The sequence below is a fragment of the Sporolactobacillus laevolacticus DSM 442 genome (assembly GCF_000497245.1).
In the GTDB taxonomy this organism is placed as follows: domain Bacteria; phylum Bacillota; class Bacilli; order Bacillales; family Sporolactobacillaceae; genus Sporolactobacillus; species Sporolactobacillus laevolacticus.
In genome coordinates this window covers 1-25919 of record NZ_AWTC01000004.1, presented here as the reverse complement: position 1 = coordinate 25919, position 25919 = coordinate 1, and the positions used below count along the sequence as shown (strand labels likewise).

24 protein-coding genes and 1 pseudogene are annotated in these 25919 nt (G+C 41.4%); 9 read left to right on the top strand and 16 right to left on the bottom strand.

Features of this window, described 5'->3' with window-relative positions:
• Window positions 1–33 precede the first annotated feature (33 nt).
• Both P343_RS24000 and P343_RS23995 read right to left on the bottom strand, forming a co-directional pair.
• The gene (locus tag P343_RS24000) at window positions 34–1041 is read right to left on the bottom strand and encodes a D-2-hydroxyacid dehydrogenase (RefSeq protein ID WP_023509300.1); all 1008 of its coding nucleotides are present in this window, start codon (window positions 1039–1041) and stop codon (window positions 34–36) included.
• Window positions 1038–2237 carry a pyridoxal phosphate-dependent aminotransferase gene (locus P343_RS23995; protein ID WP_023509299.1) on the bottom strand — a complete coding sequence of 400 codons (1200 nt, stop codon included), beginning with the start codon at window positions 2235–2237 and terminating at the stop codon, window positions 1038–1040. Before P343_RS23995 ends, P343_RS24000 begins: the two co-directional genes overlap by 4 nt.
• A gap of 635 nt (window positions 2238–2872) precedes the next feature.
• Between P343_RS23995 and P343_RS36660 the strand changes: the two genes are divergently transcribed.
• The 3 genes from P343_RS36660 (at window position 2873) to P343_RS36320 (ending at window position 5371) form a co-directional block, all read left to right on the top strand.
• The gene (locus tag P343_RS36660; RefSeq protein WP_023509297.1) at window positions 2873–3604 is read left to right on the top strand and encodes an NUDIX hydrolase; all 732 of its coding nucleotides are present in this window, start codon (window positions 2873–2875) and stop codon (window positions 3602–3604) included.
• A gap of 113 nt (window positions 3605–3717) precedes the next feature.
• Window positions 3718–4182: a GNAT family N-acetyltransferase gene (locus tag P343_RS23990; protein ID WP_023509296.1), complete on the top strand. Its 465-nt coding sequence runs from the start codon at window positions 3718–3720 to the stop codon at window positions 4180–4182.
• A 112-nt stretch (window positions 4183–4294) separates the two neighbouring features.
• Window positions 4295–5371, top strand: a complete 1077-nt coding sequence (locus P343_RS36320; RefSeq protein WP_023509295.1) for an HD domain-containing protein — start codon at window positions 4295–4297, stop codon at window positions 5369–5371.
• 653 nt (window positions 5372–6024) lie between these two features.
• Here the strand turns inward: P343_RS36320 and P343_RS23980 are convergent.
• From P343_RS23980 to P343_RS23945, 9 genes are all read right to left on the bottom strand, one after another.
• Window positions 6025–6219, bottom strand: a complete 195-nt coding sequence (locus tag P343_RS23980; protein ID WP_023509294.1) for a DUF4926 domain-containing protein — start codon at window positions 6217–6219, stop codon at window positions 6025–6027.
• Between the two features lie 193 nt (window positions 6220–6412).
• Window positions 6413–6946 carry a DUF2247 family protein gene (locus P343_RS36655; protein WP_023509293.1) on the bottom strand — a complete coding sequence of 178 codons (534 nt, stop codon included), beginning with the start codon at window positions 6944–6946 and terminating at the stop codon, window positions 6413–6415.
• 148 nt (window positions 6947–7094) lie between these two features.
• Window positions 7095–7322, bottom strand: a complete 228-nt coding sequence (locus P343_RS36920) for a pre-toxin TG domain-containing protein (protein ID WP_152525259.1) — start codon at window positions 7320–7322, stop codon at window positions 7095–7097.
• Window positions 7323–7966: 644 nt separating this feature from the next.
• Window positions 7967–8377 carry a hypothetical protein gene (locus P343_RS23970; protein ID WP_023509291.1) on the bottom strand — a complete coding sequence of 137 codons (411 nt, stop codon included), beginning with the start codon at window positions 8375–8377 and terminating at the stop codon, window positions 7967–7969.
• Window positions 8378–8390: 13 nt separating this feature from the next.
• A complete protein-coding gene (locus tag P343_RS36310; protein WP_023509290.1) occupies window positions 8391–10082 on the bottom strand; it encodes a ribonuclease YeeF family protein in 1692 nt (563 codons plus the stop codon).
• Window positions 10079–10333, bottom strand: coding sequence for a DUF5344 family protein (locus P343_RS23960; protein WP_023509289.1), 255 nt, complete (start codon window positions 10331–10333; stop codon window positions 10079–10081). Before P343_RS23960 ends, P343_RS36310 begins: the two co-directional genes overlap by 4 nt.
• Window positions 10333–10761 carry a YwqH-like family protein gene (locus tag P343_RS23955; protein WP_023509288.1) on the bottom strand — a complete coding sequence of 143 codons (429 nt, stop codon included), beginning with the start codon at window positions 10759–10761 and terminating at the stop codon, window positions 10333–10335. The genes P343_RS23960 and P343_RS23955 overlap by 1 nt, the downstream gene beginning before the upstream one ends.
• Window positions 10762–10827: 66 nt before the next feature.
• Window positions 10828–11121 (bottom strand): WXG100 family type VII secretion target, encoded by a 294-nt coding sequence (locus P343_RS23950; RefSeq protein WP_023509287.1) that lies wholly within the window; start codon window positions 11119–11121, stop codon window positions 10828–10830.
• Window positions 11122–11616: 495 nt separating this feature from the next.
• Entirely contained in the window at window positions 11617–13071 is a 1455-nt protein-coding gene (locus P343_RS23945) for an ArnT family glycosyltransferase (RefSeq protein ID WP_023509286.1), read from the bottom strand.
• Between the two features lie 328 nt (window positions 13072–13399).
• On the opposite strand from P343_RS23945, the gene P343_RS23940 reads away from it, so the two are divergent.
• From P343_RS23940 to P343_RS23925, 4 genes are all read left to right on the top strand, one after another.
• The gene (locus P343_RS23940) at window positions 13400–14692 is read left to right on the top strand and encodes an RNA-binding domain-containing protein (RefSeq protein WP_023509285.1); all 1293 of its coding nucleotides are present in this window, start codon (window positions 13400–13402) and stop codon (window positions 14690–14692) included.
• Window positions 14693–14887: 195 nt separating this feature from the next.
• Window positions 14888–15643 (top strand): oxygen-insensitive NADPH nitroreductase, encoded by a 756-nt coding sequence (nfsA, locus tag P343_RS23935; protein WP_023509284.1) that lies wholly within the window; start codon window positions 14888–14890, stop codon window positions 15641–15643.
• A gap of 59 nt (window positions 15644–15702) precedes the next feature.
• A complete protein-coding gene (locus P343_RS23930) occupies window positions 15703–16032 on the top strand; it encodes an antibiotic biosynthesis monooxygenase family protein (RefSeq protein WP_023509283.1) in 330 nt (109 codons plus the stop codon).
• Between the two features lie 110 nt (window positions 16033–16142).
• Complete coding sequence (locus P343_RS23925; RefSeq protein WP_023509282.1) at window positions 16143–16631, top strand: DUF2628 domain-containing protein; 489 nt, start codon at window positions 16143–16145, stop codon at window positions 16629–16631.
• 102 nt (window positions 16632–16733) lie between these two features.
• Here P343_RS23925 and P343_RS23920 read toward each other — a convergent pair whose 3' ends face one another.
• From P343_RS23920 to P343_RS23910, 3 genes are all read right to left on the bottom strand, one after another.
• Entirely contained in the window at window positions 16734–17270 is a 537-nt protein-coding gene (locus P343_RS23920) for an HXXEE domain-containing protein (protein ID WP_023509281.1), read from the bottom strand.
• 3 nt (window positions 17271–17273) lie between these two features.
• Window positions 17274–18023, bottom strand: a complete 750-nt coding sequence (locus tag P343_RS23915; RefSeq protein ID WP_023509280.1) for a 2-phosphosulfolactate phosphatase — start codon at window positions 18021–18023, stop codon at window positions 17274–17276.
• 153 nt (window positions 18024–18176) lie between these two features.
• Window positions 18177–19412, bottom strand: coding sequence for an MDR family MFS transporter (locus tag P343_RS23910; protein ID WP_023509279.1), 1236 nt, complete (start codon window positions 19410–19412; stop codon window positions 18177–18179).
• A 362-nt stretch (window positions 19413–19774) separates the two neighbouring features.
• Between P343_RS23910 and P343_RS23905 the strand changes: the two genes are divergently transcribed.
• Together P343_RS23905 and P343_RS23900 are read left to right on the top strand one after the other, a co-directional pair.
• The gene (locus P343_RS23905; RefSeq protein ID WP_023509278.1) at window positions 19775–20287 is read left to right on the top strand and encodes a sigma-70 family RNA polymerase sigma factor; all 513 of its coding nucleotides are present in this window, start codon (window positions 19775–19777) and stop codon (window positions 20285–20287) included.
• Window positions 20287–21615, top strand: a complete 1329-nt coding sequence (locus P343_RS23900; protein WP_023509277.1) for a DUF4179 domain-containing protein — start codon at window positions 20287–20289, stop codon at window positions 21613–21615. Before P343_RS23905 ends, P343_RS23900 begins: the two co-directional genes overlap by 1 nt.
• Window positions 21616–21752: 137 nt before the next feature.
• Here P343_RS23900 and ileS read toward each other — a convergent pair whose 3' ends face one another.
• Entirely contained in the window at window positions 21753–24848 is a 3096-nt protein-coding gene (gene ileS, locus P343_RS23895) for an isoleucine--tRNA ligase (RefSeq protein ID WP_023509276.1), read from the bottom strand.
• 446 nt (window positions 24849–25294) lie between these two features.
• Window positions 25295–25781, bottom strand: a pseudogene (gene tnpA, locus P343_RS23890) (IS200/IS605 family transposase).
• Window positions 25782–25919: the final 138 nt, after the last annotated feature.

The following is a 25919-nucleotide window of genomic DNA, read 5'->3' as shown; positions in this document are numbered from 1 at the left end:
CTCTTCTTCCACTAAATGATGGAGAATCATTGATCAATTTTTAACTGCTACCTTATTGACCTGATGTTCACTTTTCCCTGTTTTAAGAATAGTCAGCACATCATTCAAACTGATTTCAACCATATTTTGTACGGCAAGGTTTGTATAAAAACCGATGTGCGGTGTGATCAAGACGTTTGGCATCGCTCGTAATGTTTGTAGCTGCTCATTTGGGATTTCCTCACCACGCAAATCCTGATTGAAGAAATGCTCCTCACCAGTTAACGTATCAACAGCCGCCCCTGCAATTTTCTTATTTTGCAATGCCGTAATCAGAGCATCGGTGTCAACAACCGGACCACGCGAGGCATTGATCAGGAATGCATCCTGTTTCATCAATGCCAAAGCGTCTGTATCGATGAGCTTCGTGGTTGATTCCATTAAAGGTACATGCAACGTCACAATATCCGCCTGTCGCAGCAATTCTTCCTTTGATACATAGGTGAGCACATCGCTCAAATCGTCCCGCTCGACAACATCATTCGCAATGACTGTTGCGCCCAAGGCTTTAAACAAACGGGCAGCCGTTCCGCCGATTCGTCCCGCGCCAATCACACCGACGGTTAAGGAGCGGATCTCACGTGCCATTAGGCCGCTCCAGCGGTAATCCTGCTGCCTGCCCCGCTCATCAAACAATGACAGGTTGCGAATCAACCGCATCGCTTGAGTGACCGCCAATTCAGCAACTGAGTTCGGCGAGTACGCGGGTACATTGGTAACAACAAGACCATGCGCCGTTGCCTGATCTATATCAATCATGTCGAATCCCGCTGTTCTCGAGGTAAGCTGTTTCAAGCCGAATGCTTCGAGCGTCTCGTAAATAATTGGATCACTGATGCGATTGCGTTGCTGGATGACAATCCCATCATAACCTTGTGCCAATTTCACCGATTCGGCATCCAATTCATGGCGATTGATAGTCACCTGCACACCATTCTTTTGCTCCCATTCTCGGATCGCCGCTTCCTCGTCGTCTCGGACACTGAACATGATGATTTTCATCGTTGCACACTCCCTTTTTCTTCCTCTTTCTCGGCTACATAGCCCGCAATCCTGCGCATCGCTTCCTTGAGCTGATCCATACTTGCTGCATAACTAATCCGGATATACCCTTCGCCACCCGGGCCGAATGATCCGCCCGGAATAACAGCAACTCGCGCTTTATGTGCCAAATCCGTACAGAAATCCAAGCTCTTTTGGATAAATCCATCGGGAATTTTAGCGAATAGATAAAAGGCACCTTCTGGTTTTACACATTCAAAGCCGGCCTTGCGCATTTCTTGATAAACAAAATCACGGCGTTTTTCATATTCCACACGCATCTCCGCGCCATCGTTCATCCCATTCTCAAAAGCTTCCTGTGCAGCATCTTGTGCCATCGTTGTTGTCGAAGTGATCGTGAACTGATGAATCTTACCAAGCTCTGTCGTAATTGCTGCCGGAGCACAGATGAACCCAATCCTCCAACCAGTCATCGCATGCGATTTTGACGCACCGTTAAGCACAATCGTTTGGTCCGGCAGGTACTCAGCCATGGACACGTGACGTTCGCCATACGTGAGTTCACTGTATATTTCATCACTGATTATGAAGATATCATGTTTTTTTAGAATCTCAGCGAGCGCCTTTACGTCTTCTCTCCGGTACGTAACGCCGGTCGGATTTGTAGGGAAGTTAAAAATAATGGCCTTTACTGCATCGCCATGCTTTTCAAGCGTTTCTTCAAGCAGTTCAGGAGAAAGCACAAAACCATTTGATGATGTATCCATGAACACTGGCTCTGCTTTAGCGAGAATCGTGTCCGGAATGTATAGTGGGAAGATCGGCGTCGGCATCAACACCTTGTCTCCAGGATTCAGAATCGATGTCAAGACGGTATAAATCGCTTCCGTTGCACCGGCTGTTACCAGAATTTCGTGATCAGGATTGTAATGCAAATCATATTTCTTTTTAAGAAAATTGCTGATTGCTTTTCTTAATTCAGGTGTACCTGCTGGTGGTGCGTAATGGCTATGATTGCTGTCAATGCTTCGTTTTGCCGCTTCTTTGATATGCTCCGGAGTATTAAAATCCGGCTCGCCAATCGTTAATTTGATAATATCAGGAATCGATGAAGTCGCTTGATCAAATAACAAAATGTCCGAAGGCTGCAACAGCGCCAATTCCTTTTTCATTTTGCCAACTAATGAATGTCTCATTTTTTTCCCTGCCTTTTGTATTTTCTGGCTTTGTTAAATTTTACTGTTGATTTTCGCTCCATGTGCTCGCATCAACAGGTACGGCCGCGGGCGATCCGCGAGCCTCCTCGCTCAATACTTCGCTGCGGGGTCTCGCCTGGCTCGCGATCATCAGGAACCCTCCCGCAGGAGTCTCGCACCTTCCGCTCCAATTAACATAGTAGCAAATTCAAAATTGAGCTTTAACATAGCCTTTTTTTAGAGAAAAACACCCACGGCATCAATAACCGTGGGTGTTTAAGGCTTCTTACTAATAAATGAAAACCACACGGATTATTGATCATTTATCCATGTGGTTATTTTTCCCGAGTTGAACCGTACCACTCTGGCTTCCGCATGGATGCAAACATCTGCTGAAGTGTTTGCATCCAGTGAAACGAATGCAAACACTAACGAAAGAAACCAAAGTAGTAATAAAATGTATTCAATTGGAGTTTGCCCGATTCAATCATGAGTAAAAACTCCTTTTGCGTTTGTGACTCCATTTATAGCAAATATAATAAGAAGTGTCAACCTAACTTTTTTATTTTCAATTTTATCTTATGGAGGATGGGAATACAATTGCTTTATACGGAACATTTTCTGGAGGTTTAACCATGATCTACCGGAGAGAAAGTTATCAAATACGCCCTGATCAATACGAACGATTTACTCAGTTTTTCGATGAGTACCTGTTTCCCAATCAATTGAAGCACGGAGCCAAATTGGTTGAACGGCTAGTCACTGAAAATAAAGATGAAATCGTGGTGATCTGGGAGTACGAAAACTTTGATGCTTATAAAAAAATCATGCGCGCGGTTGCACAAGACCCTATGTACAAACGTGCTCAAGAGCGAAGAAAACAATTGGAACCGCTTTTTATGACAAGCCACGAAGATTTTCTAAAAGCAACTGGAGATTACTACACACCAATGCACATCGTCGCCGTCCGCGGCTACATCACCAATGACAAGAACCAAGTGCTGCTGGTTAGAACCTATTGGCGAGACGATACATGGGAGCTGCCCGGTGGCCAAGTAGAAGAAGGCGAAGCACTTGTCGACGCATTGAAACGAGAAATCGAAGAAGAAACAGGAATCCTTGTTGAGGTTGAACAGCTTTGTGCTATCAACCAAAATATGTCAAAGAATATTATCAATCTGGAGTTTATCGGAAAAGCTGTCGGCGGAACGCTAAGAACGTCTGATGAAACACAGGAAACCGCATTCGTCACCTTAACCCCTGAAAATATTGCAGATTACCTCACTCGCCCCAAAATGCGTACCAGAGTTCTCGATGCACTCCACTTTCAAAAGAACAGCGGCGCAACTTGGCATTCATTCATATAGAGATCATGGCTGATTTTTATATTGTTATTAAATGTAACAAACATATTCTTATATTCTCAGTAGACTAGAATAGTGGGCTTTTTAAAAAGATAATCGTTCGAGGAGCATCTATTATGAATTATAAGTTTGAAGTAATGACACAGGAACAAGCAGAAGATATATCCTATAATTGGCATTATGACCGTGACTATTCTTTTTATGATATGGAAGCAGATGAGGAAGATCTAGAAGAATTTCTTAATCCTGAAAAAAGAAGTAATTTGTTTTACGTAGTTAAAAGTTTCAATAAAATTATTGGATTCTTTTGCTTTAATAAGCTTTCAAATAATACTATTGAAATAGGACTGGGTATGAAACCTGAGTTAACGGGTAAAGGACACGGATATGAATTTTTAAAAGCAGGTATTGATTTTGCAAAATCAAACTATAAACCTAATACTATTACATTATCAGTGGCTGCTTTTAACCAAAGAGCAATAAAGGTATATCAAAAAATTGGTTTTAAAGAAGAATATAGTTTTATGCAGGATACTAACGGAAGTAGTTTTAAATTTTTGAAAATGAATTATGCATGCTAATTAGATTTACCGTTCATATAAGATTACTCTTTGATAAAGCCTTTCAGATCCTGTAAAGTAGTCAAAAATAACGTTAATAGAAATAAGAATATGGTAAAGTGGGGGGCATCAAGTGAATAGAATTTCGATTGTACAGCATTATGTTGATAAGATTATAGAAAACATAAAATCGGATACGGAACGCAAAAGTGCAATCATTCATACTTATGGTGTTGCCCAATGCTGCGCACTTATTGCCGGCAGAAGAGGACTGAATACTGAACTTGCTTATATAAGCGGGCTCTTGCATGACATCTATGCCTTTTTTACCGGAAGCTCCTTATGCCATGCACAAAGTGGTGCGGAGATGGCTCGCCCGGCGATCAGAAATATGAATATCTTTTCGGATGAAGAGAAAAAGTGTATCCTATCCGCAATTTTTTACCATTCAAATAAAGAAGTTGTCCATGATGAATACGATGAAGTATTAAAAGATGCAGATCTATTGCAACGGTTTTTAACCGACACCGTCTCACTCATAAATGAGCGTGCTGTTCCGCGATTAAATAAACTGCTGAATGAATTCGACATCGAAGCAGCATCTATTGACTATGGACAAAACCAGGAAACCGCGGCTGAACCATTCAAAAAATCATTATTTGCAGATATTGCTGAAAAATTTGCCGGACAAAACATATGCGGGGAACGAGAAAATAAAACTTTTATTGAGATCATCAAGTATTATCCTGAGGCCTCTGCCTTCGACGAATTAAGAAATAACTGGTGTGCTGCTTTTGTCTATCATTGCGCTTTGAAAGCCGGGATGGAGCTGCCTATTAAACAGCCGCCGATTGAATACAGATTTGCCGGAGCAGGCGCGTGGTATGAATGGGGTAAAGCCAATGGTTTTATTTCTCATGACAATGGCGGATTTATACCTGAGAGGGGTGATATTGTTATTTTTAATCATATAATCTCTCCGGAAAACAAGCCTAAAGACAGTGCGTGGCATGATCATATCGGTATCGTGCTTGCATGTGAGGATGAGTTTCTTGTTACAGCAGAAGGTAATATAGATAACCAGAATGTCTCAGGAATCGTAAAAAGAAGACGTGATCATACAATTGGGTGTTTCTTGAGAATCCCTGACGGTTATCAATATGACGGTTGGAAATGTGATTATAAGGCATCTAGGATCTATACACTATAATTTTTACCTGAACGAATGGAACAACGACAATCGATTAACTATCTATAGTCCTAGATGTGGGCTCTAATTTTTTGTACCTGTCGGAACAAATGCGATATACAGTATGCACATAGGAATAATTATTTGGCTTGCTGTTGCTATAGAAATTATTCTCAAGTATGAAAGTGTAAGGAGAAAAACAGAAATAACGGTTATACCTATTCTAAGGATGAGGTAGAATTTTTTCATGGTTAATCCATCCTAATCATTGTAAGTTTCTTTAATTGTATACTACATCAATTAGACGTGTTGTCGAACTGTGTCGGCTATTTAGCCTTTTAAGTAACAGTCGAATTCTAGAAGAATATCTACGGCAGAAGACATTCAGGAAGTGTATAGTCTTTAATAAATTCTGAAGGCTTGATTATTCTTTTCCTACGGGTTCTATATGTTAAAAAATCCTTTGGCCGAAACCAACCACTCCCAAGCATAAAGAAATCCCCCGATCAGAAGCTTCTTATCCGCAACTGCGTTTCCTTCGCCATCTCATCTTGAACCTAGTAGATTTTACTGTCATGGTAAGTTTCAGCGTTGAAATATATGGGGTGAACTTCTGCACCTTGGCGCGAGCACAAAAAAACCTGAAAAGTAAAATCCCTTCAAGTTTTAAGTTATTATAATTTAGTTATTTGAGTTTCATGATAAACTCCCTGAAATTTAACCTTACCCTCTTCATCTACAAACTCAACTTCATATGCTATATTAGGTGTTTCATAAACCATTATTATCGTACGAATATCTCCTTTTTTAATACCATCCTTAGAATTATCTTCTAAAACCTTCACTGTTCCGTTTACTTCAAAATTCATCTCATCGCCTACTCAATAAATAATGAGCAACGACTTTTTCTAAATCGTCAGTTCCAGTTTACAACACGCCAAACTGTCTATTCATTGATGTTTCATTTAGATAGTATACTGCTTTTTTTATAGTGAATAAAATCCTTGTTATATAACAAAATTTTGAATAGCTTTTTTGCAAAAGCTTATTCTTACTGTTAAGTCATGCAATTTTTTGTAAGTATTGTTGTTCTTTGTTTAAAAAAACATTAAAATAATTCATTAATCTTGCTACATTCTCCTTTGGTGAGTACAATGACGGATCATAGCCAGCTTTAGGTGTCAGATAATTAATGAAACTATCCATGTCTTCTGGATAATCAAAATCAGCATACACTTCAGCAATCTTGTTTAATAATTCTTCAGGATCATTTTGATACATTATTTCTAAATCAGTCAGAATACCGAATCTCCATTTTCTTGTTTCTAATTGCCAAACATCTGAATCTGGAACTAAGTCATCGACATTTGATTCTCTCAATATGTTCCTGAGTAATCTCTCGTAATCAATATCATTTCCACCCCAAGCGAGTTCAACAATATTTTGATTATCAGATTCTGAATGGCTGCCTAAAAAATCAACCGCATAATTAGTTATGTCAGAGTTTTTAATCAAACCCAGATTAAATCCCACATATAATGTTTTCCAATCGTAATTGATTTTATTTTTCTTAAAAATATTAATAGAAAAAATCATTATTATCACCTTTAACCTTATGGTCTTTGATTTGGAGAACCTGTAATATGTCCATTAGGAATAAATCTTCTATGATTTACTCCTTTGGTCGGGTCAACAATCCACTCAAATATTCCGTTTTGGTCTTTAACAGTTGTTATTCTCTCAGTTATTTATAAGTCGTTGTTGTAGACATCTTCAAGGTTCGGCTCGCCTGATCATATGCTTTCAGGGATTGGTCGGCAGCTTCCAAACCTTTCGCCGTTTTATAAAGTGACTCGCCGCCTTTGGCGATTCTGCCGTACCAGCCAATAATCGGAATGAATGTGGAAGCAGCCATGGCTCCGGCTTCTACACGTTCTGCGGCACTCAGTTTTCGTCCGGTTTCAGGATCAATACCGTACCGCTCTAAGAAATCATAATGCGACTAAAAAGTAACATTCATTAATGATCTAGCCATAGAAAAAAACGATCAATTACGAAGTTTACGCAAGTAGATCGTTTTTTTTCAGTTCATTTAAAAGTGACTCTTATCCATCCACGTTTGATATCTTCCATTCAACTTTATTAGACTAAATATTGATCACGATTACATCGTCCAAACCTTCAATGACTAGTTTAATACATTCGCTTTTTCCATCAGATGGTCGGACTTCAACTTCTAATACTTCACTACTATCCAGCTCGTACAATTCAGGTTCAATTTTATAGAAACGACATCTGAAAAAATTAAAAATCCAAGCTGCATTTCTGGATCTGTTTCTTTATAAAAAGAATGTTTCCATTGACATAAATCTAAAGTTAATGTTAATTGCCTCTTCGCCTTATCATATTCTATTTTTTTACGAGACTATCATGAAGGGTATAGTCTTTAATAAACTTTGAAAGCTCCATGAATCTCCTCCTGCGGATTCTATATGTGATGCTTTCTAACCTTTTGATACTTGGCTACCATTAACATCTAGGTAATAACCTTTTTTGACTGTGCTGTTGGGATTATGCACATGATAATGATCCTAGGAAAGTAGTTCTTAATATCCATTAACAAAAATCTTTCGTTTCAGAAACATGCATTGCTAAATCGTAGGCATCTGTTATGCTTCTATTTTTAAGTGCATTTTTAATATTATCTACTTCAACATCCCAATCAGGACTGTATAAATCCAAGAAGGATAAAAATTCATTTAACAATTCAATCTTTTCATCGGATAGGCTTAAAGCCTGCTTGTATAAATTAATTAGACAGTTAGTAGGTAAAAATAATTTTTTCTTTTCTAATTCGATAATCGATTGAATTACTGCTCTATCACTTTCGCTTTTTATACTTTTTATAAACAACTCAATCAAATGATTGTACTCAGATTCTAGATTGGCTCTTTCTTTTTGGCTATAATCAAACCAATTTTTTTCAGACAAATCAAGTAGTTTTAAAGCAAGCTCATATGGCTTCAAGTAATCACTCCCTTTACTTAGGATAATACGTAGAAACTCTGATTACACCATCACTTGTTCTAGTTAGATTATATCCAACTTCTCTTGCATTTACTTCTACTACTCTTTCAATTTTTTGAGGAACATTAGGAATATTACCATTTGATTTAATATATAATTTTATATCATCTAAGATTTTAGTTTCTATTTCATCCATTGATCCTATATCTCGTACACTTCCTGTTTTATGGCCTTGTGCCCTAAATCCATGCCCGCTATTAATTACAATTTGTTTCCCCTCAATGGTGTAAGTTCGTTTCAACATATCTCCATTGCCATTAATTTTAGATGGCGTATACCCTTCTACATTTTGAAGCTTTTTACTTGTTTGAACACCTGCTTTATTAACTCCCCCACCCGTCTTTTCAACAGAAATATCCTGTTTCAGATCTTTGATGTCTTTGGCGTAGTTGCTAAACCCGTTCGCTGTGACGAAACTGCCATGGCCAATTTCGGCAGCCCCCAATGCAAGGACACCGGGTTCGATGATGAGGGAAACTCCGCCGGTTTCGGGGGCACCAGCAACGGAAACAGTAGTACCACCCGCTATGATGCCTCCGCCTCCGATTATTTCCGCAACCCCTTCAAAAGCAGAGAACACATCTCCAGCAATTTCACCGCTTTTATAGGCTTTGAACTGATCCCATTCATCTTGGTGACCAATCTTTAAGCCCGTGTTGTTTTCAATAACTTGATCGGCGGCACCAACAGTAAAATGAACAACACCCTGAACCGCTGAAGAGTTGGCCATTTTCTCTGCTTCATCTTTGATTTCGCCGGCAGTTCTTCCAGCTTGTGTTGTCTCCTTCTTGACCTCTTCAACAACCTGATCAACGGTGTCCGCCACTTTGCCTTCAATTGCCGCGGCAAGGCTTTCGATAGGATCTTTCTCTGAAGTTTTCTCTACCTCTTTCGCCTTTTCCTGCTGCTTCTTGATCTTGAGATACTTCTGAGTTTCCTTCGCCATCTCGTCCTGAACTTGAAAGATCTTGCTGTCATGATAAGCATGAGCGTTAAAATGCATCGGCTGAACATCAGCACCTTGATGGGTGGCGTTGATCAGCTCCCCGTAAAGAGAAGCAATATAGGGTAAATCTTCATTCACCTGCCGGTATTCATTCGTCAGGTTCTGATCGAATTCCTGGACATCGAGAACATTTTGAGCACGTTTCTCTTCAGCAGCGTCGAGCGCTTGATCGACCTCGTGATTTGAAAAAACGTTGATCGGCACCAGGTCGGAGATGCTGGATAAAATTTTGGAAATGTCGTCACGCTGCTCACGTATCATTTCTTTTGAGCGTGCGTAGCCTCGGGACAGGTCTTCATTCAGAAAAGGAACCTGAACTTGCGTGTTCCCGCCGAGGTTTTTGTTATCAATCGTACCGGCAACATCGTGGTAATAAGCAATCTTCTTGTCAATCATCCGCAGCCAGGCGTCCACCACATTGACTTGTGCGGAGTAAAAGCTTTTTATTGCCTCAGCACCCTGTCCCTGAAAATCCGAACCGATATTAGCGATTTGGATAAAAGCTGTCCTTAAGGTGTGGAATTGGCTTCTCAATGTCTCGTACTGTTTGGCGTGCGCATTAGCCGCTGAGATGAGCGATTCGGAATCATAGGTTTTTGTGTCTCCTGCAGACCCCGCACCGCCTGAATTTATTCTCATTTGATCACCTCGTCCTGCCGTTTCAGCAGGTTAACATTGGCACGCGTATCGGCAATGTTCTTCCGTACCCCGGCAAGGTACGCAGACAGAAGCTGTACCATCATCTGTTCCCCATCCTGCCAAGCAGCGGTCACGGCCAGTCGGTTTCTTCCCGATGACGTGGATGAAGGACGTGTGACCTGGCCGAGTGCCTGCTCCGCCTCATCAATGCGCCCGCTCACCACGCTGTGGTTTAATTCAATCTGATACATTAGAATAACCGCCCTTTTATTGTGGCTAATTTATGTTCCAGAGCATCTGCGGCTTTTTCACCTTTGTGAAGCAGCGTGCCCGCTTCACGCGCCATGGCATTGGTCGCTCGGAGAAAGTCGTTTTCCAGCTGCAGTTCATGGATTTTGGCCTCAATCCGCCGCTGATAACCGTCCACATCATCGGTCAGTTTGGCCTTCATCGCATCATGCGCGGTTTCTCGCTTTTTCTGGAACGTACGTGCTCGAGATCCCGTCCAATCTGCACCGAGCTCCGGTTGTGTCAGGTTGCGGATAGCATGAACACTTGCGGCCTGTTCCTGACCCAGCCTTCGATTTGCCCGTTTTAACCGGTCAATTTTATCGTCCACCGCCGCCGACTGATGGGCCAGCGTGCGGAAAATTGCGTTTAATGTTTCAGATGCCCCCATGTAGGCGCACCTCCTTTCATGGCAAAAAGTCGGACTCCTCTCCAGAGCCCGACTTTTCTCAGTGAATTATGCGTTGATTTGTCCGGCAATCTGCTGGTCGGTGTCTTCCAGAATGCTCGCTGTTTTCGCAAGCTGATGATTGACATCTTCGAGGAGCTGCTGCATCTGTTGGAAGGATGGACGAAGCCGTTCATACTGATCCTTGAATGCCCGGCTTGACGCGCCTTCCCAAACTTGGGCAAGCTGATTAATCATGCCATCCAACCGGCCGATCAATTCGCCTGTGTTTGAAGATTCCTGACCATATTTTGCGGCGTAGCTGCGCAGTTCTTCCGGAGTTAAACGAATTTGTCCTGCCATGATAAAACCTCCTTGTTTTGTTGCATGCATGTGCATGCCGGAACTTCCACATGATGTGGTGACTTCCGCGTTGTGCACAAGAAGCGCGCGTATTTAGCGGAAGATCCATTATGTGAGCCGTCAATGACGGTTTTCCGCTTGATTAGGGATGCTTGCGTCGAGTAAGAAAGAATAAATAAATAAATGAAGATGTCTTCTGAGGTGAAGGTGCAGGTCATATAAACGATGTTTTTTTATTTCTTGAGAAAAGTATAGTAGAAGAACGGCAGATTGGAACACGGTCTAAACTCCTGAAAAACCCCGAAAAATCCCGCATAGCAAAGATTTGCCGACAACCTTCGACAAGATATACCCAGACTTTTTTACTACTCCTAAAATAAAGCGCTTTCATTTATAGGTTTATATAAAATTTTAAAAACAACACCATAGAACACATTTTCAACCCCAATCAAAGCGACTCACTTGGGTGGAATCGAAATAAATCGCATCGGCACTCTATTTTTTCTTAATCAAATAATAACCGGTATTGCTCGTCACTATCTGATAGTGCTTCGATGCAATCATTCGTTTATTTTCCACATTATTTGAAAGGAGCAAAAGACTCTTGTTATCATGAGCGCGAGCAAAGGCAGATAAGCCGCCATCTCGGGGTTTAAATTGACCATAGAGCAAAGCTGACAAGTATGTGCTCTGCTGCCAAGTCAAGCGATCCCCAAGATAGACATTCATTTGCTTAACATGCGCATCGCGCTCTGCATTTTGGAAGATTAGCTGAATGTCTGCCGGTCGTTGTCTTGTAATTGAATGTACAATATATTTTTCCGATCCGTAAAAAGATAAAACAAGAAGAGCAATCAAGAATACGGTTAATCCGGTCTTTTTCATTCGTATTAATCGCGCTGTGAATAGTCCGGCACATATGGCTAGTGCAGGAAATACAGGGCAAATATACCAAAAAAGCTTTGTTTTCGATAGCGTATAAATGATAAAAGGGATAATCAGCCAGAAAAAAATTGGAATAATAGCAGATTTATGCCGACTAAATCGTTCCCGATTCAGCAAAGTAAGACATGCGGTCAACGTTCCGAACACGAGCAGAGACCAATACGTATAATGCGTTAAAATAAAATGAAAATAAAACCATCGCGGTTCTCGATGATGCTCAATGGCAAGCGTACTCCTTTTTAATAGATCATATTGAATCATAGCTTTAAAAAAGGTCATACCGTCATAGAAGTATCGAGCTAATGCCCAAAGAAGGATTGGAAGAACCGCACATAAGAAAAACAAACCGTATTGACGAATGCTTATTTTTCTGAGCTTTCCTCCGCACAAAATGACCAGTCCGATAATGATCACAATGGACATGGCATGCCAGCTCTTTGCCAGGAATGCAAATGCAAAGAACAATCCGCTCAGATAAAAGTAAATCATTTTCTGGTCCATCTTCATCAAACTCAACATGGATAGCGTAAAAAACAATAGAAATACAGCATCAGGATCGCCCGTACGCCCGCAATGATTCAATATTATCGGTGCGCATGAAAGAAACGCAGCGCCGGTAATTAATGCAGCTAAACTCCCGTATCGGTTTTTCATAAACGGGATCAGAGCAATCTCAATAATCACCATACATAGACCCGAAAAGAATCGGAGCCCTAGCGCATTGTAACCAAACAACTGATAACCCATCATAATTAACCAGTTAGCCAATGGTGGCTTTAAATTCCAATAATCCGGCATGCCGCGATAATAATTCACGATAAGGTTGTGCTGCTTTAACATTTCGAAAGCATTGCTTCCGTGCCGCGACTCATCCCAACTTTTCAAATTCGGTAGATTCAAGTTGTAATAAAGGTTAAAGAGAAGAATGAGCAACTCAATGAGCGCAAATAAATAAAAATATTTTTCAATAAAGATTAGGCTCTTTTCAGTTATTCGGCTGATCATATTGGTAAATCTCCCCTCGTTACCTTTACAAACTACGTAGAATCTTGAATCACGAAAAAACGATTTCACTAAATAGTGTAAAACAAGATTATTTTGTTTTTGTTAAGGTCTCGTAAATATCGTAAAATAATTCACCGGAATTTCAAATGATTTAATCGAGCATCATACTGGAGTTTGCACAGATACGAACTAATGGATGAACCTTCGAATCCCATAAACCAACTTGTATGCTCCTTAATACTATTCTAACACTTTCAATGAATAAGAATGGTTAGAATGTGTTAGAATATGTGTTAGAATATGTGTTAGAAAGGTCGGGAGGTTTCATATGAAATTTACAGAAGGTTTAACACTCGAATTGAAAAGACAGTTTGTTGATGATCTCCGAAAAACAGTTGTTGCTTTCGCCAATACAGATGGAGGAACGATTTATGTAGGAATTGGGGATGACGGTGAAATTATCGGTGTACAAAATCCGGATGGAGAAATGCTGAAATTGACAAATATGATCAGAGATGCGATTAAACCCGATATCACACTATTTACTTCCTGCAAAACTGAATCTATAGAAGGAAAGATTGTAATAAAAGTAACGATACAGAAAGGAACGGAAAGTCCTTACTATCTTTCAGGAAAAGGAATGCGTCCGGAAGGTGTGTTTATCCGTCAAGGTCCTTCCTCCGTTCCCGCTACTGAAAGTGCCATAAGAAGAATGATCAAGGAAACAGATGGTGACAGCTATGAAACCACGCGATCACTTAATCAGAATTTGACTTTCAAAGCTGCAAATGAAGAATTTATGGATAGACAAGTTCTCTTTGGCACAAGTCAATATAAAACCTTAAATTTAGTGAATGCAGACGGACTTTACACAAATCTCGGTGTGCTGTTGTCCGATCAATGTGCGCATACCATTAAAGCTGCCGTTTTTGAAGGGACAGACAAAGCGGTGTTCAAAGATCGTCGTGAATTTGGAGGTTCTTTGCTCAGACAACTTAATGAGGTTTATGAATATATTTCTCAGTACAATCGTATTCGCGCAGAATTTTCCGGTCTTCACCGTGTAGATCGCAGAGATTACCCTGAGGATGCCCTACGAGAAGCACTGCTCAACTCTTTGGTTCATAGAGATTATGCTTATAGCGCAAGTACTTTGCTCAGTATTTTTGACGACCGTATCGAGTTTGTTTCAATTGGTGGTTTAGTCAAAGGAATCTCAATTGAAGATATGATGCTTGGTGTTTCGATGACACGAAACGAGAAATTGGCTCGTATTTTCTATCTCCTAAAGCTGGTAGAAGCTTATGGGACAGGAGTTCCTAAAATGATCAGAAGTTATTACGATTTCCCAGTAAAACCAAAGTTTGAAGTATCCGATAATGCATTTAAAATTACCCTTCCTAACAAGAATGTAATCAATAAAGTAAGTGATCTTTCTGAACAGGAACAGGCTGTGATTAATCTGGTGGAGAAGAAAATGAAAATCAGCAGAAGAGATGTAGAAAACATTTTGCAGGTTTCTCAAACGATGTCCGGCCGCATTCTCAAACAACTTACGCGTAAGGGTTTGATCCAAACAGTGGGTAGAGGTAAAAACACAGCGTATATCCGGACAAAGTGAGTCTTAACCGGGTTGTCTGTGTCTGTCTCCAATGACAACCAACCGATACGGTGGATTTTTCATACACTAATCACTGGCGCGGACATGATATAATCACTACAGAAAAACCAAAAGCAAATCTACAGGATCAATCATTTATATATATATAGCGATCCTAGCGAGTTCTCCATCTTAAATGAAAGCGAGTCCTTTATGATGAGCATGAATGAAACAATCAAATTGCAATTAAATCACCGCAGTATTCGCAGTTTCACCGATCAACAGATTCCGCAGGAACAAGTGGATCTACTCATCAGTGCTGCGCAACATGCATCGACCAGCAACTTTTTCCAGCAATATTCAATTATTGGTGTTACTGATCCAGAAAAGAAGCAGGCTCTAGCGAAAATAGGCAATCAACACTACATAGCCGAAGCAGATCGTCTCTTCGTATTCGTTGTAGACATGAACCGAAACGCGAAGATCGCCGAAGCAAAGGAACAGCCTACTGATATCCTGGGCTCTACCGATTTCTTCTTTAGAGCATTCAGTGATACGGTCATTGCCGCTCAGAATCTCGTGATCGCCGCAGAAAGCTTGGGCCTTGGTGCCGTTTACCTCGGCAGTATCTTGAATGATCCTCAAGCAGTCATTGATCTTTTAAAGCTGCCGAAATACACATTTCCTGCATTCGGTATCGCCATCGGTTATCCAAACCAGTCCCCGCAACTTAAGCCGCGCCTTCCAAAAGAAGCAGTCTATCACGAAAATGAATATCAACCAATCGAACAGCCTTCGGAAAAATTAAAAGCCTACGACCACGACGTCAATCAATATTATGATTTGCGTGATGCGAACCGCCGAGTAGACACGTTTACCAATCAAATCGCAAAGGCAGTATCCGCAGAACAATCGGAAAACAAGAGAAAGATGCTAGATACATTGAAAGCCCAAGGGCTCATCCAATATTAAGAGAACCTTTGGATCCGTCTGTTCATAAATGGAACGAATCATTGAAGGAGGCAGTACAGTTGTCATTTGCAAACACACCCCAACCCCCTTATTATGCAGTGATCTTCACATCTCAACGGACTGAGAGCGATGAACAAGGATATGGCAAAGTCGCTGATTTAATGGTTGAGCTTGCAAGCAAGCAGCCAGGATTTCTCGGCGTTGAAAGTGTTCGTGACGAACATGGGCTAGGTATTACCGTCTCTTACTGGGCGACGCTGGAAAGCATCAAGCTGTGGAAAGAAAACATGGATCACCGAATGGCGCAGAACAAAGGAAAAAGCGACTGGTATGCCTCATTCGTCACACGGATCAGCAAAGTCGAACGGGATTATTCATTTTATAGATAAATAGGCCATCCCCTGTCCCTTTTATTGTCCTTGCTCTTTGTCATGGTAAGGGTATTTCTAAAAGTAAACTGTAGGATGGCTGATAAATAAATAGATAGGGGAGGATTTATGTGAACACAGATTGGGGTGTCCATTATTTAGATTTAGATGCAGACACAAGAGAAGAGTTATTAATCTATCTCGGCAAAAATGATGAAACCTACGAAAAACGTTGGACGAAGATGAGCAAAAAGAGACGATTCTTTTCATGGAATTGGTCGGCGTTTTTCGCTGTTTCCTTTTGGTCTGCGCACCGTAAGCTATACTATTTGTCCTATGGATATTTAGCCTTCTGGATCGTTGATTCATTATTCTCAGATTATGTACCGGTTATTGCAGATTATAGTGTTAGCTTTGGTGTTGGAATTTTGTTTACATTGTTTGCAAATTACTTCTGCTTCTTAGGTGCATTGCGTGAGATAAACAGATTGAAAATAGAAATACCAGACCGCAATGAACGTCTAAGCTATCTCCACAAGAATCCAGGGTACAACTGGAAAGCATTTTGGATCTATTTTCTGATACACACTTCCTTAATGATCATTTTAAGCTTCACATAAAGTAATGAAGTCTCATGCAAATGAAGATGGAAAAGCTGGAGTTTTTTTGTCCAACAACGAGATTCACGCGGTTATCTAAAGCAATCATAATACCTTCTCATTTCAAACCACTTTTTTCCCAATAAAATGAGCGAGAAGCACCACCGGTAACGCTAATACCATAAATGGCAGGCTGAAAAAGATCATCGACCATGTAAATACATGGCTTTCTAGAAGCGAGTACAACAACACAAGGCTATAAGGCAAAACGATAATTAGTGACGTAACCGCACCCGGCGTAATCGAGCGAAAAAAAACGGATTGGCCGATATGGGTAAACGAGTGGATGAACAATAGCAATATAGCCGTCGTAAAACAGTAAATATTTGCGCCGGGACCCTGTCGGACATACTGACTTGCCATATAGGTAAAACTGCTGACAAATAAAAAGACGACCAGCACGGCAACAGAAAATTGTGCTGTCGACATGGAAAACTGTCTGATCATTCGATCCGCCCATTGTCTCGGCAATCTTTGATAGACCTTTTGCTTATTTTTTTCGTTCCAACGTTCAATCATAATAATTTCCTCAAAATCATGAAAGACAAACACAATAGGAAAGAACCAGATCAGTGTTTGACTATCTAACCAATTTCCCATAGTTCACCTCACGTCTTCAAAATGATCCTTTTTAAGCAAAGGAACGGTTTGGAATATATTCAATTGACTACAATGCCTGACATCCTCTGCAAATCCTTTTTCGCGTAATTCTCGGCCACTGCCACAATCCCAAATGAGGTCGCTTATCTTTTGATTCGCATGGGTAAATGCAGCTGTGCAGAGCTCAGCTTCCGGTGATTTGCTCCCTTCCAATTCCGCAAGAATCGCACCGGCACCGAGATAGTCTTCAATTGATGGCCGCAGTGTATCTTCATTCGCTCTTACGTCATTCCATTGCTCACCACATGGGATGACCGTAATGTTTACATTCGCCTGCGTGCTCAGTTGATTGGCAACCCGTGCAACTGATGATGCGTTTAAAAGTGAGCCAATGAGTAGTGCAGGCACCTTTGAGGCAATCCACGTACAGAAAGCCCCATTTAACGAGGTCAGCACATACTTTTTGTTTTCATGTGCCTGATTAAAAGAAACCGGTGATAAAGTTGGTATTCCTAACTTTGCTGCTTCGGATCTTCCCAAAATGTATTGAGCACCAATCTTTCCCGCAAAATCCTTTCCATTTAAGTTAGGAGGATACGGATAGATAATCGCACCATAATTTAAGGCTGTGACAACTGTTGAGGAAAAACTAAGGACATCAACAACAATGACAAGATCTCCACGATCAGCTGCATCTCGTGCACCACGTCTCCCCCATTCAACACGACAATGAAAAGGCGATTGATCAAACAACAAATAACCCACCCCGCAATCCATAAAAATCATTTCTGCAAATAGAATTTTTGTGCCATCATCGAGCAGTTTTTGTTCATTATTTAACTACTTTTAATATCGTTCAAACTCTTCCTATCATTAAACAAACATTTATATAATTTAAGTGTTTCCCTAGTTTACTGCGTAAATTTTAAATAAATAATAGTAAAGCGACATGCCGACAAGCGCAAAAAAGAGCAGAATGCTAAAAATACCCATCGGTGGAACCCAGGCAGACAAGAATACACTGATCGGAGCGAGAAATCGTCCAATTGTGAACTGTAAGTTTGATGCTCCTAGATACAGGCCACGGCTATGCTCAGGGGCATAATTGCTGACAAAGCTTTGCGTTACCGGAGAGCGTACAATTTCTCCTAGTGTGAAAATAATAGTTACAAAAAATAGATACCATATATTCGAATTTAATCCCACCGCAAATGTACCCACTCCAGATAAGAAACACGAGAGAAGCAAGATATTTCGCTCACGCCAATTTTTCAGCCAGCTGCTGATCGGGAGCACAAGGACAACAAACATCAGTCCATTTAACCCGAGCAGCCAGCCAAAAACTTCAGAACTCGAAAGCTTGAAGGACCAATGATTCCAAGCAATCAACGGTTGCGCAGGCACGTGGTTCATCACATAAACGGCTAGATGAAGATCCAATTGCATAATCGTAATGATCGCAAAAACACCTGCCAGAATATAGAGTCCAAACACTCTGTCGGTAAAGATAATGCTGAATTTCGTCCAAAGTCCTCTAAATAACTGTCGCGTTAATGGTGCATCACTTTTCTCATCCGTTACTGCAGGTTTGGTTTCATGTATTTTAAAGAAGATAACCACCGAATAGGTCAACAAGACTATAGCGCAAGTCCACAAAAGTTCACTTTTATAATGAAAAAATAAAATGGCTCCGAGTGCAGGGCCAAGAACAGCACCGATATTATTGGCTGTCGTGAAGGTAGCAAACACCTGACGTCTCTCTTTCTCCGGTGTAAGGTCAGCAACCATCGCTGCGCTTGGCGGGCTATAAAGAGCCGTCCCCAAGCTGATCCCCATAAAAGAAAAGTAATCAAGCCAGATCGATGGAGACAACGCAAGAGATACGAACATCACCGTTTGGATTATTGCGCCGAGTAGCATGATCGGACGCCGTCCTACTCGGTCAGCCAATCCGCCGCCAATCAAGTTGCCAAACGTGCTCATAATTGGAGGAACCATCATCAGCATCCCTGCAATCGAATTGCCTAATGCGTGACTAAAATAGACGGTGATAAAAGGGAAGTACATCCAAAAAAACAGATTAAATAACGCTTCGCCAACTAAGCGAATCTGTAAATTGTGATCCCATTTCAAAACATTCACTTGTGCTTCCTCGTTTCCCTACATCAACGTCCTGATGATGTGCGTATTACCGGCCGGGTAAATTTAGAATAAAAGAATTCACTTGAAAAATATAGACTTATAATTTACGATGTTCTATACTATTAGTATAAAAGTTGAGGTATAGCCTCCCTTGTTGAATTGCAGCACAAAGCGAACATATGTTTGACAAAAACCGGTTCAGCCTTATAAAGGTTGAGCCGTTTCCATTTTTATCGCATCTTTTTTGTGTTCAACATTAGCTCCTTTGTTCGGCTCTCCTCCCCACAAAAAAAAAATCAAAAACCGTTTCCGCAGTTTCGCAGTCTAATAAGTATAGAGCAAAAAGAAATTTGGTGAACAAAATGTCTGGGAACTTCTTCAACAGAGTCAAAAAGCGTGATGATCAGCTATTCACCGATTTGATGGCATCTTGTCACAGTGAACTCTACCGCCTGGCTTGGCACTACCTAAAAAATGAGCATGACGCGCTCGACGCGCTTCAGGAAGTCAGCTGCCGTGTTTACAAGCATTTTCATAAAGTCGAGAATCCAAAGTATGTAAAAACATGGATGATCCGGATCATGATCAACTATTGTCTGGACGAACTGAAACGTCAAAGGAAAGCTATGCCCGTTGATTCTGTGCCGGACAGATTCGAAACTCCTCCTGATCAAGCGGCAAAACTTGATATCGAGCAGCTCGTTCATGGGCTCGATGAAAAATATCAACTAATCATTCTTTTAAAATACTATCACCAATATACACTCTCCGAAATTGCGGAAAACCTGGATATACCTTTAGGTACAGTAAAAACGCGGTTAAATCATGGCTTAGAACGGCTTCGAAATCAATTGGACAGAGAGGAGGAACACTAATGCGGGATCTTGAAAAAGAATTGACCAAAATGAGTGAACACTTTTACAAAACGGATGTGTCCAATCAATCTAAATCAGCCATTTATACGGGCATTGAACAAGCAAAGAAGCGAATCAAAAGAAAACGGCGAGCGATGCAAAGCATGATCGCGGCGGCAGCGATTTTGCTCCTGTTTCTCTCTTCCATCAAAATTTCGCCTACCTTCGCTGACTATATCTCTCGTGTACCTGGCATGCAGACGATCGTCACCCTGCTGAATGGCGATCACGGTCTCGAAGACGCGATTAACCATCACCACCTGCAAAAGCTCGACCTGTCACAAACAAAGAACGGAACAACAGTCACCATTGACAGCATGATTGCCGATTCAGATCAAGTTATTTTCTTCTATACCATTAAGCAGCCCGGGAAAAAGATTAATCCACAACTGAACGATTTTGATGTTAAAAACAAAGATGGACACTCAGTTATGGGTGCTGCCGAATTTAACTACCTACTCGGCCACGGGTCAAAAAATCAGTCACCAATTCATGACCGATTATCGGTATCACTTGATGCGAAAAAACTGACCGACCCACTCTATTTATCTCTAATTTTTAAGATGGGAACATGGACGTTCAAAGTTCCTTATGATGTGACAAAATACGAAAAGATGAAGATGAGTTATCCGGTGCACCAGACCGTTTCCTTGGAAGGGCAAAAGCTAACTGTTCAATCGGTCACCGTCTATCCTACACGAATCGCGGTTCACATTACTTACGACCCGAAAAACACAAAACAAATCACCCATCTGGATGATTTGCAGCTTGTCGATAAACAAGGGCGCGGTTGGACCCCGCCAGACGGACTCGTTGGTACTTGGTCGAATGAAAATGATCAAACATTTTATCTACAAAGCAACTATTTCGCGCATCCACGGTCGCTGTATCTGAGATTAACCCGTGCGCGTGCTATTGATAAGAGCGCGCGTTATGTAACGGTTGATTTGAAGAAGAAAAAACTGGTTGGGAACCCTGCTGCTAAACAAATCGCATTAAAATCCATCCGTACCGGCGTCAGCGATCACAAGAACGACCTTACCTTGCGATTCGCTGTACACGTGCCGAGCATTGATCGCCATTCCGGTTATGGAATCTTTGACATTACCTTCACTGACCAGAGCGGCAAACAGTATGATACCCGATCGGAAGGAACAGAGATGTTCAGCAAATCGATTCATTATGAGATAGTCAACATTCCAAATCGTAACTACAAAGGCCCGATCACACTAAAAATTATGGATTATCCTGAACGGATTCATGGAGATGTTCGGATTAAAGTTAAATAAGTCCCTAAAGCCCCTTTATAACGCTATACAAAAAATATAGCGGCTCATCCTCTATTCAGGCTGAGCCGCTTTTATATTCCATGTCATAAGTAGTTTATATAGCCATCAAATGCGCTATTTATTACTATATGCTCATCTCAATGTACGGTGAGGCCAATACGTTCCCCGTTAACTGTGATATACTTTGTTGCATTCTCTCCCTTGCTGAACGTTATCGTGTTGACCAGAAGATTATCTCTCAACAATTGGTCGAAATCACGAATAATCTCTTGGACGTACGCGCTGCTTTCAAAAGCGACATCAGCTCGCTTTTCGATTGGCAAATTAAGCTCTTTACGGTATTCCTGAACAGAACGAATCAGTTCTCTTGCAAATCCTTCATTCCTGAGTTCATTGTTGATCTCCGTATTCAAGATGATGGTTTGCTTTTGGTCGGACGCCAACGCCATATGTTCTGTCGTCTTTTTCTCAACCACTACATCTTCCAGAGTAACGCGAACATCCTTATCACTCGGAAGCTTTGTTTCCGCAAAGCCTTGTGCAACAACCTTTCTTGCCTCTTGATTGCTTAGTCCTTGCAGATATTTTTGAAGAAGCGGGCTGTTTTTTCCATATTTACGGCCGGCCGTCGCGAAATTCAGTTTTAGCTGATAGTTGACGAAACGATAGTCATCCTGAAGAACATCAAAAGTTTTAACATTTATTTCTTCCTTAACAATATCTGAATAGCTAAGCAAATAATCGACAGCCACATTCTGATTAGGAATCACAAACAGTTCAGATAATGGTTGCTTCGTTTTAATCCCCTCTGTATTTCGTAATGAACGCGCGGTCTCGATAACCGCCAAAACCTCACCCATCTCTTCTTCTAATGAACGATTGATGCGGCTTAAATCCGATTCAGGAAAATCTGAAAGATGAACACTTTTTCCTGTCAGATTGCTATAGATATCATCGGCAATAAACGGCGTAAATGGTGCAAGTAACTGGCTTAATTTTACGAGCACTTGATTCAGTGTATGATAGGCAGCAAGCTTATCTTCATTAAGTCCTTCGCTCCAGAAGCGAGCGCGTGACCGGCGGATATACCAGTTACTCAATTCATTGACAAAGTTTGAGAGTTCACGTGCCGCTCCGGTAAATTCATAACGATCTAGATTGTCTTTTACAAGACCAATAACAGTGTTCAATCGAGAAAGAATCCACTGATCCAGCGTTGTTTGTTTCCCTTGAGGATCTGTTTTCGGATCAAACTGATCAATACTTGCATAAAGCGTGTAAAAGGAATGGACATTGACAAGTGTGTCGACCAGTTTTGATTTTGCCTGATTCACTACTTGTTTTGAGAAACGTTTACTGTTCCATGGTGCACTATCCGACAGCAGTGCCCACCTTAAGGCGTCGGCCCCAAACTCGCTGACTAATTCCATTGGATCAATGACATTTCCCTTGCTTTTGGACATTTTCCGCCCATCTTCGTCAAGAATATGGCCCAGTGACAGAACCCTTTTATATGGCGCTTTGCCTTTATATAATGAAGAAACAGCTAAAAGGCTGTAAAACCAGCCTCTCGTCTGGTCAATACCCTCCGCGATAAAGTCGGCAGGAAACTGGCTTTCAAATAACTCTTTATTCTCAAATGGATAATGATATTGTGCAAAGGGCATGGAGCCACTATCAAACCAAACATCAATGACTTCTGTTGTTCGCTTCATCTCATGACCGCAGTCCGGACACCTCAGCGTGATACCATCGACATAAGGCTTATGCAGCTCTATATCTTCATGAACTGTTTCAATGGCTTTTTCTCGTAAATCTTTGATGCTGTCCGGTGCATATTCATGACCGCATTGCTCACAAACCCAGATATTCAGCGGTGTTCCCCAATAGCGGTTACGTCCTAGATTCCAATCCACCACATTTTCAAGGAATTTACCAAAACGGCCATGCTTAATATGATCCGGATGCCATTCAACGGATTCATTATTTTTCAACAATACATCTTTGATTGCTGTGGTTTTGATGAACCAACCTTCCATCGCATAATACAAGAGCGGAGAATCGCATCGCCAGCAATGCGGATAACTGTGCTCCACCTTTTTCTTGTCAAACAAGAGGCCATCATTAGCAAGCATTTTGATGATCTCAACATCGCAATCCTTCACAAATTTGCCGGCAAGGGGCTTCACCTGCTCCGTATAACGTCCTGCTCGATCAACCACATTTACGAGATCAAGGTGATTCGCTTTTGCGACCCGAAAGTCATCTTCGCCGTAGGCCGGCGCGATATGGACAATACCCGTCCCACTATCTTCAGTAACAAAATCACCTGCAATGACTTTATAGCCATTTTTAACTTGAACGAATGAAAAAGGCGGAGTATAAGACAAGCCGACAAACTCTTCGCCTTGATGCTCACTGATTAACGAATAGTCTCCACTCATGACATGACTTAACCGATTTTTTGCAACGACGTAAATCTCGCCATTCTGGCCGACTTTAACATAGGTTGTCTCTGGATTAACTGCTAGCCCAACATTGGCAGGAAGTGTCCAAGGCGTTGTCGTCCAGCCAAGAAAGTATTCATTTTCGGAATCCTTAATTTTGAATTTCGCTGTTACCGTTAAGTCTTTGACATCCTTGTACCCCTGTGCCAACTCGTGTGAACTTAATGAGGTTTGACAGCTTGGGCAGTAGGGCGTAACGCGATACCCTTTATAAAGCAATCCCTTTTTATGAAGTGTTGATAAGATATGCCACTCACTTTCAATATACGTGTTATTAAGCGTGACATACGGATCCTCCATATCTACCCAGTAGCCGATGGCTTCGGTGAACTTCTTCCATTCACGTTCATACGTAAACACACTTTCCTTGCATTTCTTAATGAATTTCTCTACCCCGTAGTCTTCAATTTGTTGTTTACCCGAAATGCCTAGCTGCTTCTCGACACCTAATTCCACGGGAAGCCCATGTGTATCCCATCCGGCCTTTCGCCTTACTTGATAACCGCGCATCGTTTTATATCTTGCGACAAAGTCTTTAATGACCCGGCCAAGAACATGCCCGGCATGGGGCATACCATTTGCAGTCGGCGGCCCATCATAGAAAACAAAGGAAGGACTGTTGTTACGGTTGGTGATTGATTGTTGAAAAACGTTCTGTTCATCCCACTGCTGCTTTATTCTGTTCTCTCTTTTTGCAGGATTTTCTCGTACATCCACTTTTTGCATAGCCTTAGCTCCTTTTTAAGAAATGGCTTTGTTAAACGTTTGCTGTTGTTTTTTTACAGTTTTTTAGCCGCCGCTGCAGGTGCTCGCTTGCCGCGGGCGATCCGGGAGCCTCCTCGGACATGATCTTTATCTGCGGGGTCTCCCCTGGCTCGCGATCCCGCATGCGTCTCGCACTCAGGCGGCTTCGTTTCTAAAAAACAACATTATATTTAAATATAGGCTAACAAATCAAAACCACCCGTGTGAACGGGTGGTTTGCTCTACGGCTGAAAGCCTTTGTTACTGGCCAGCCCTTAAATGGGCACCGAGGCGNCAAATCAAAACCACCCGTGTGAACGGGTGGTTTGCTCTACGGCTGAAAGCCTTTGTTACTGGCCAGCCCTTAAATGGGCACCGAGGCGTTCGCCAACCGCACTACTTTCCCGGCTACCCTAAAAGGGCTGCCCCTACTTTTTCTTTGTTTTGCGGTTGACTTCTTCTCCAGTAAACGGATCAATGTGTTCAAACATGCTTAATTGTTCTGCGACTACATCCTCTTGTATCTGGTTGCGAATGTATTCTTCGATGACTTTCTTGTTTCTTCCAACTGTGTCCACATAAAATCCTTTGCACCAAAATTTTCGATTTCCGTACCGATATTTTAAGTTGGCATGTCGATCAAAGATCATTAAACTACTTTTCCCTTTGAGATACCCGATAAAAGCTGAGACACCGATCTTAGGCGGTATACTGACTAACATATGAATGTGATCTTTACACGCTTCGGCTTCGATAATCTCTACACCTTTTCGTTCGCATAACTGTCGCAAAAATCATACCTATATCTTTTTTTAGCTTTCCATAGATGATTTGTCTTCGGTACTTAGGTGCAAAAACAATGTGATACTTACAATTCCATTTTGTATGTGCTAAACTGTTAACATCCGATGACATTAAAAAAGTCTCCCCTTGTCTGATGAATTTGGTTGGCGAACCAAAATTCATCTTAGCACGAAGGGAGGCTTTTTTTGATACATCGCTGGAAGCTTTCCGGAACCCCAGGCATAGCCTAGGGTTTTCAGTACAAGAAAA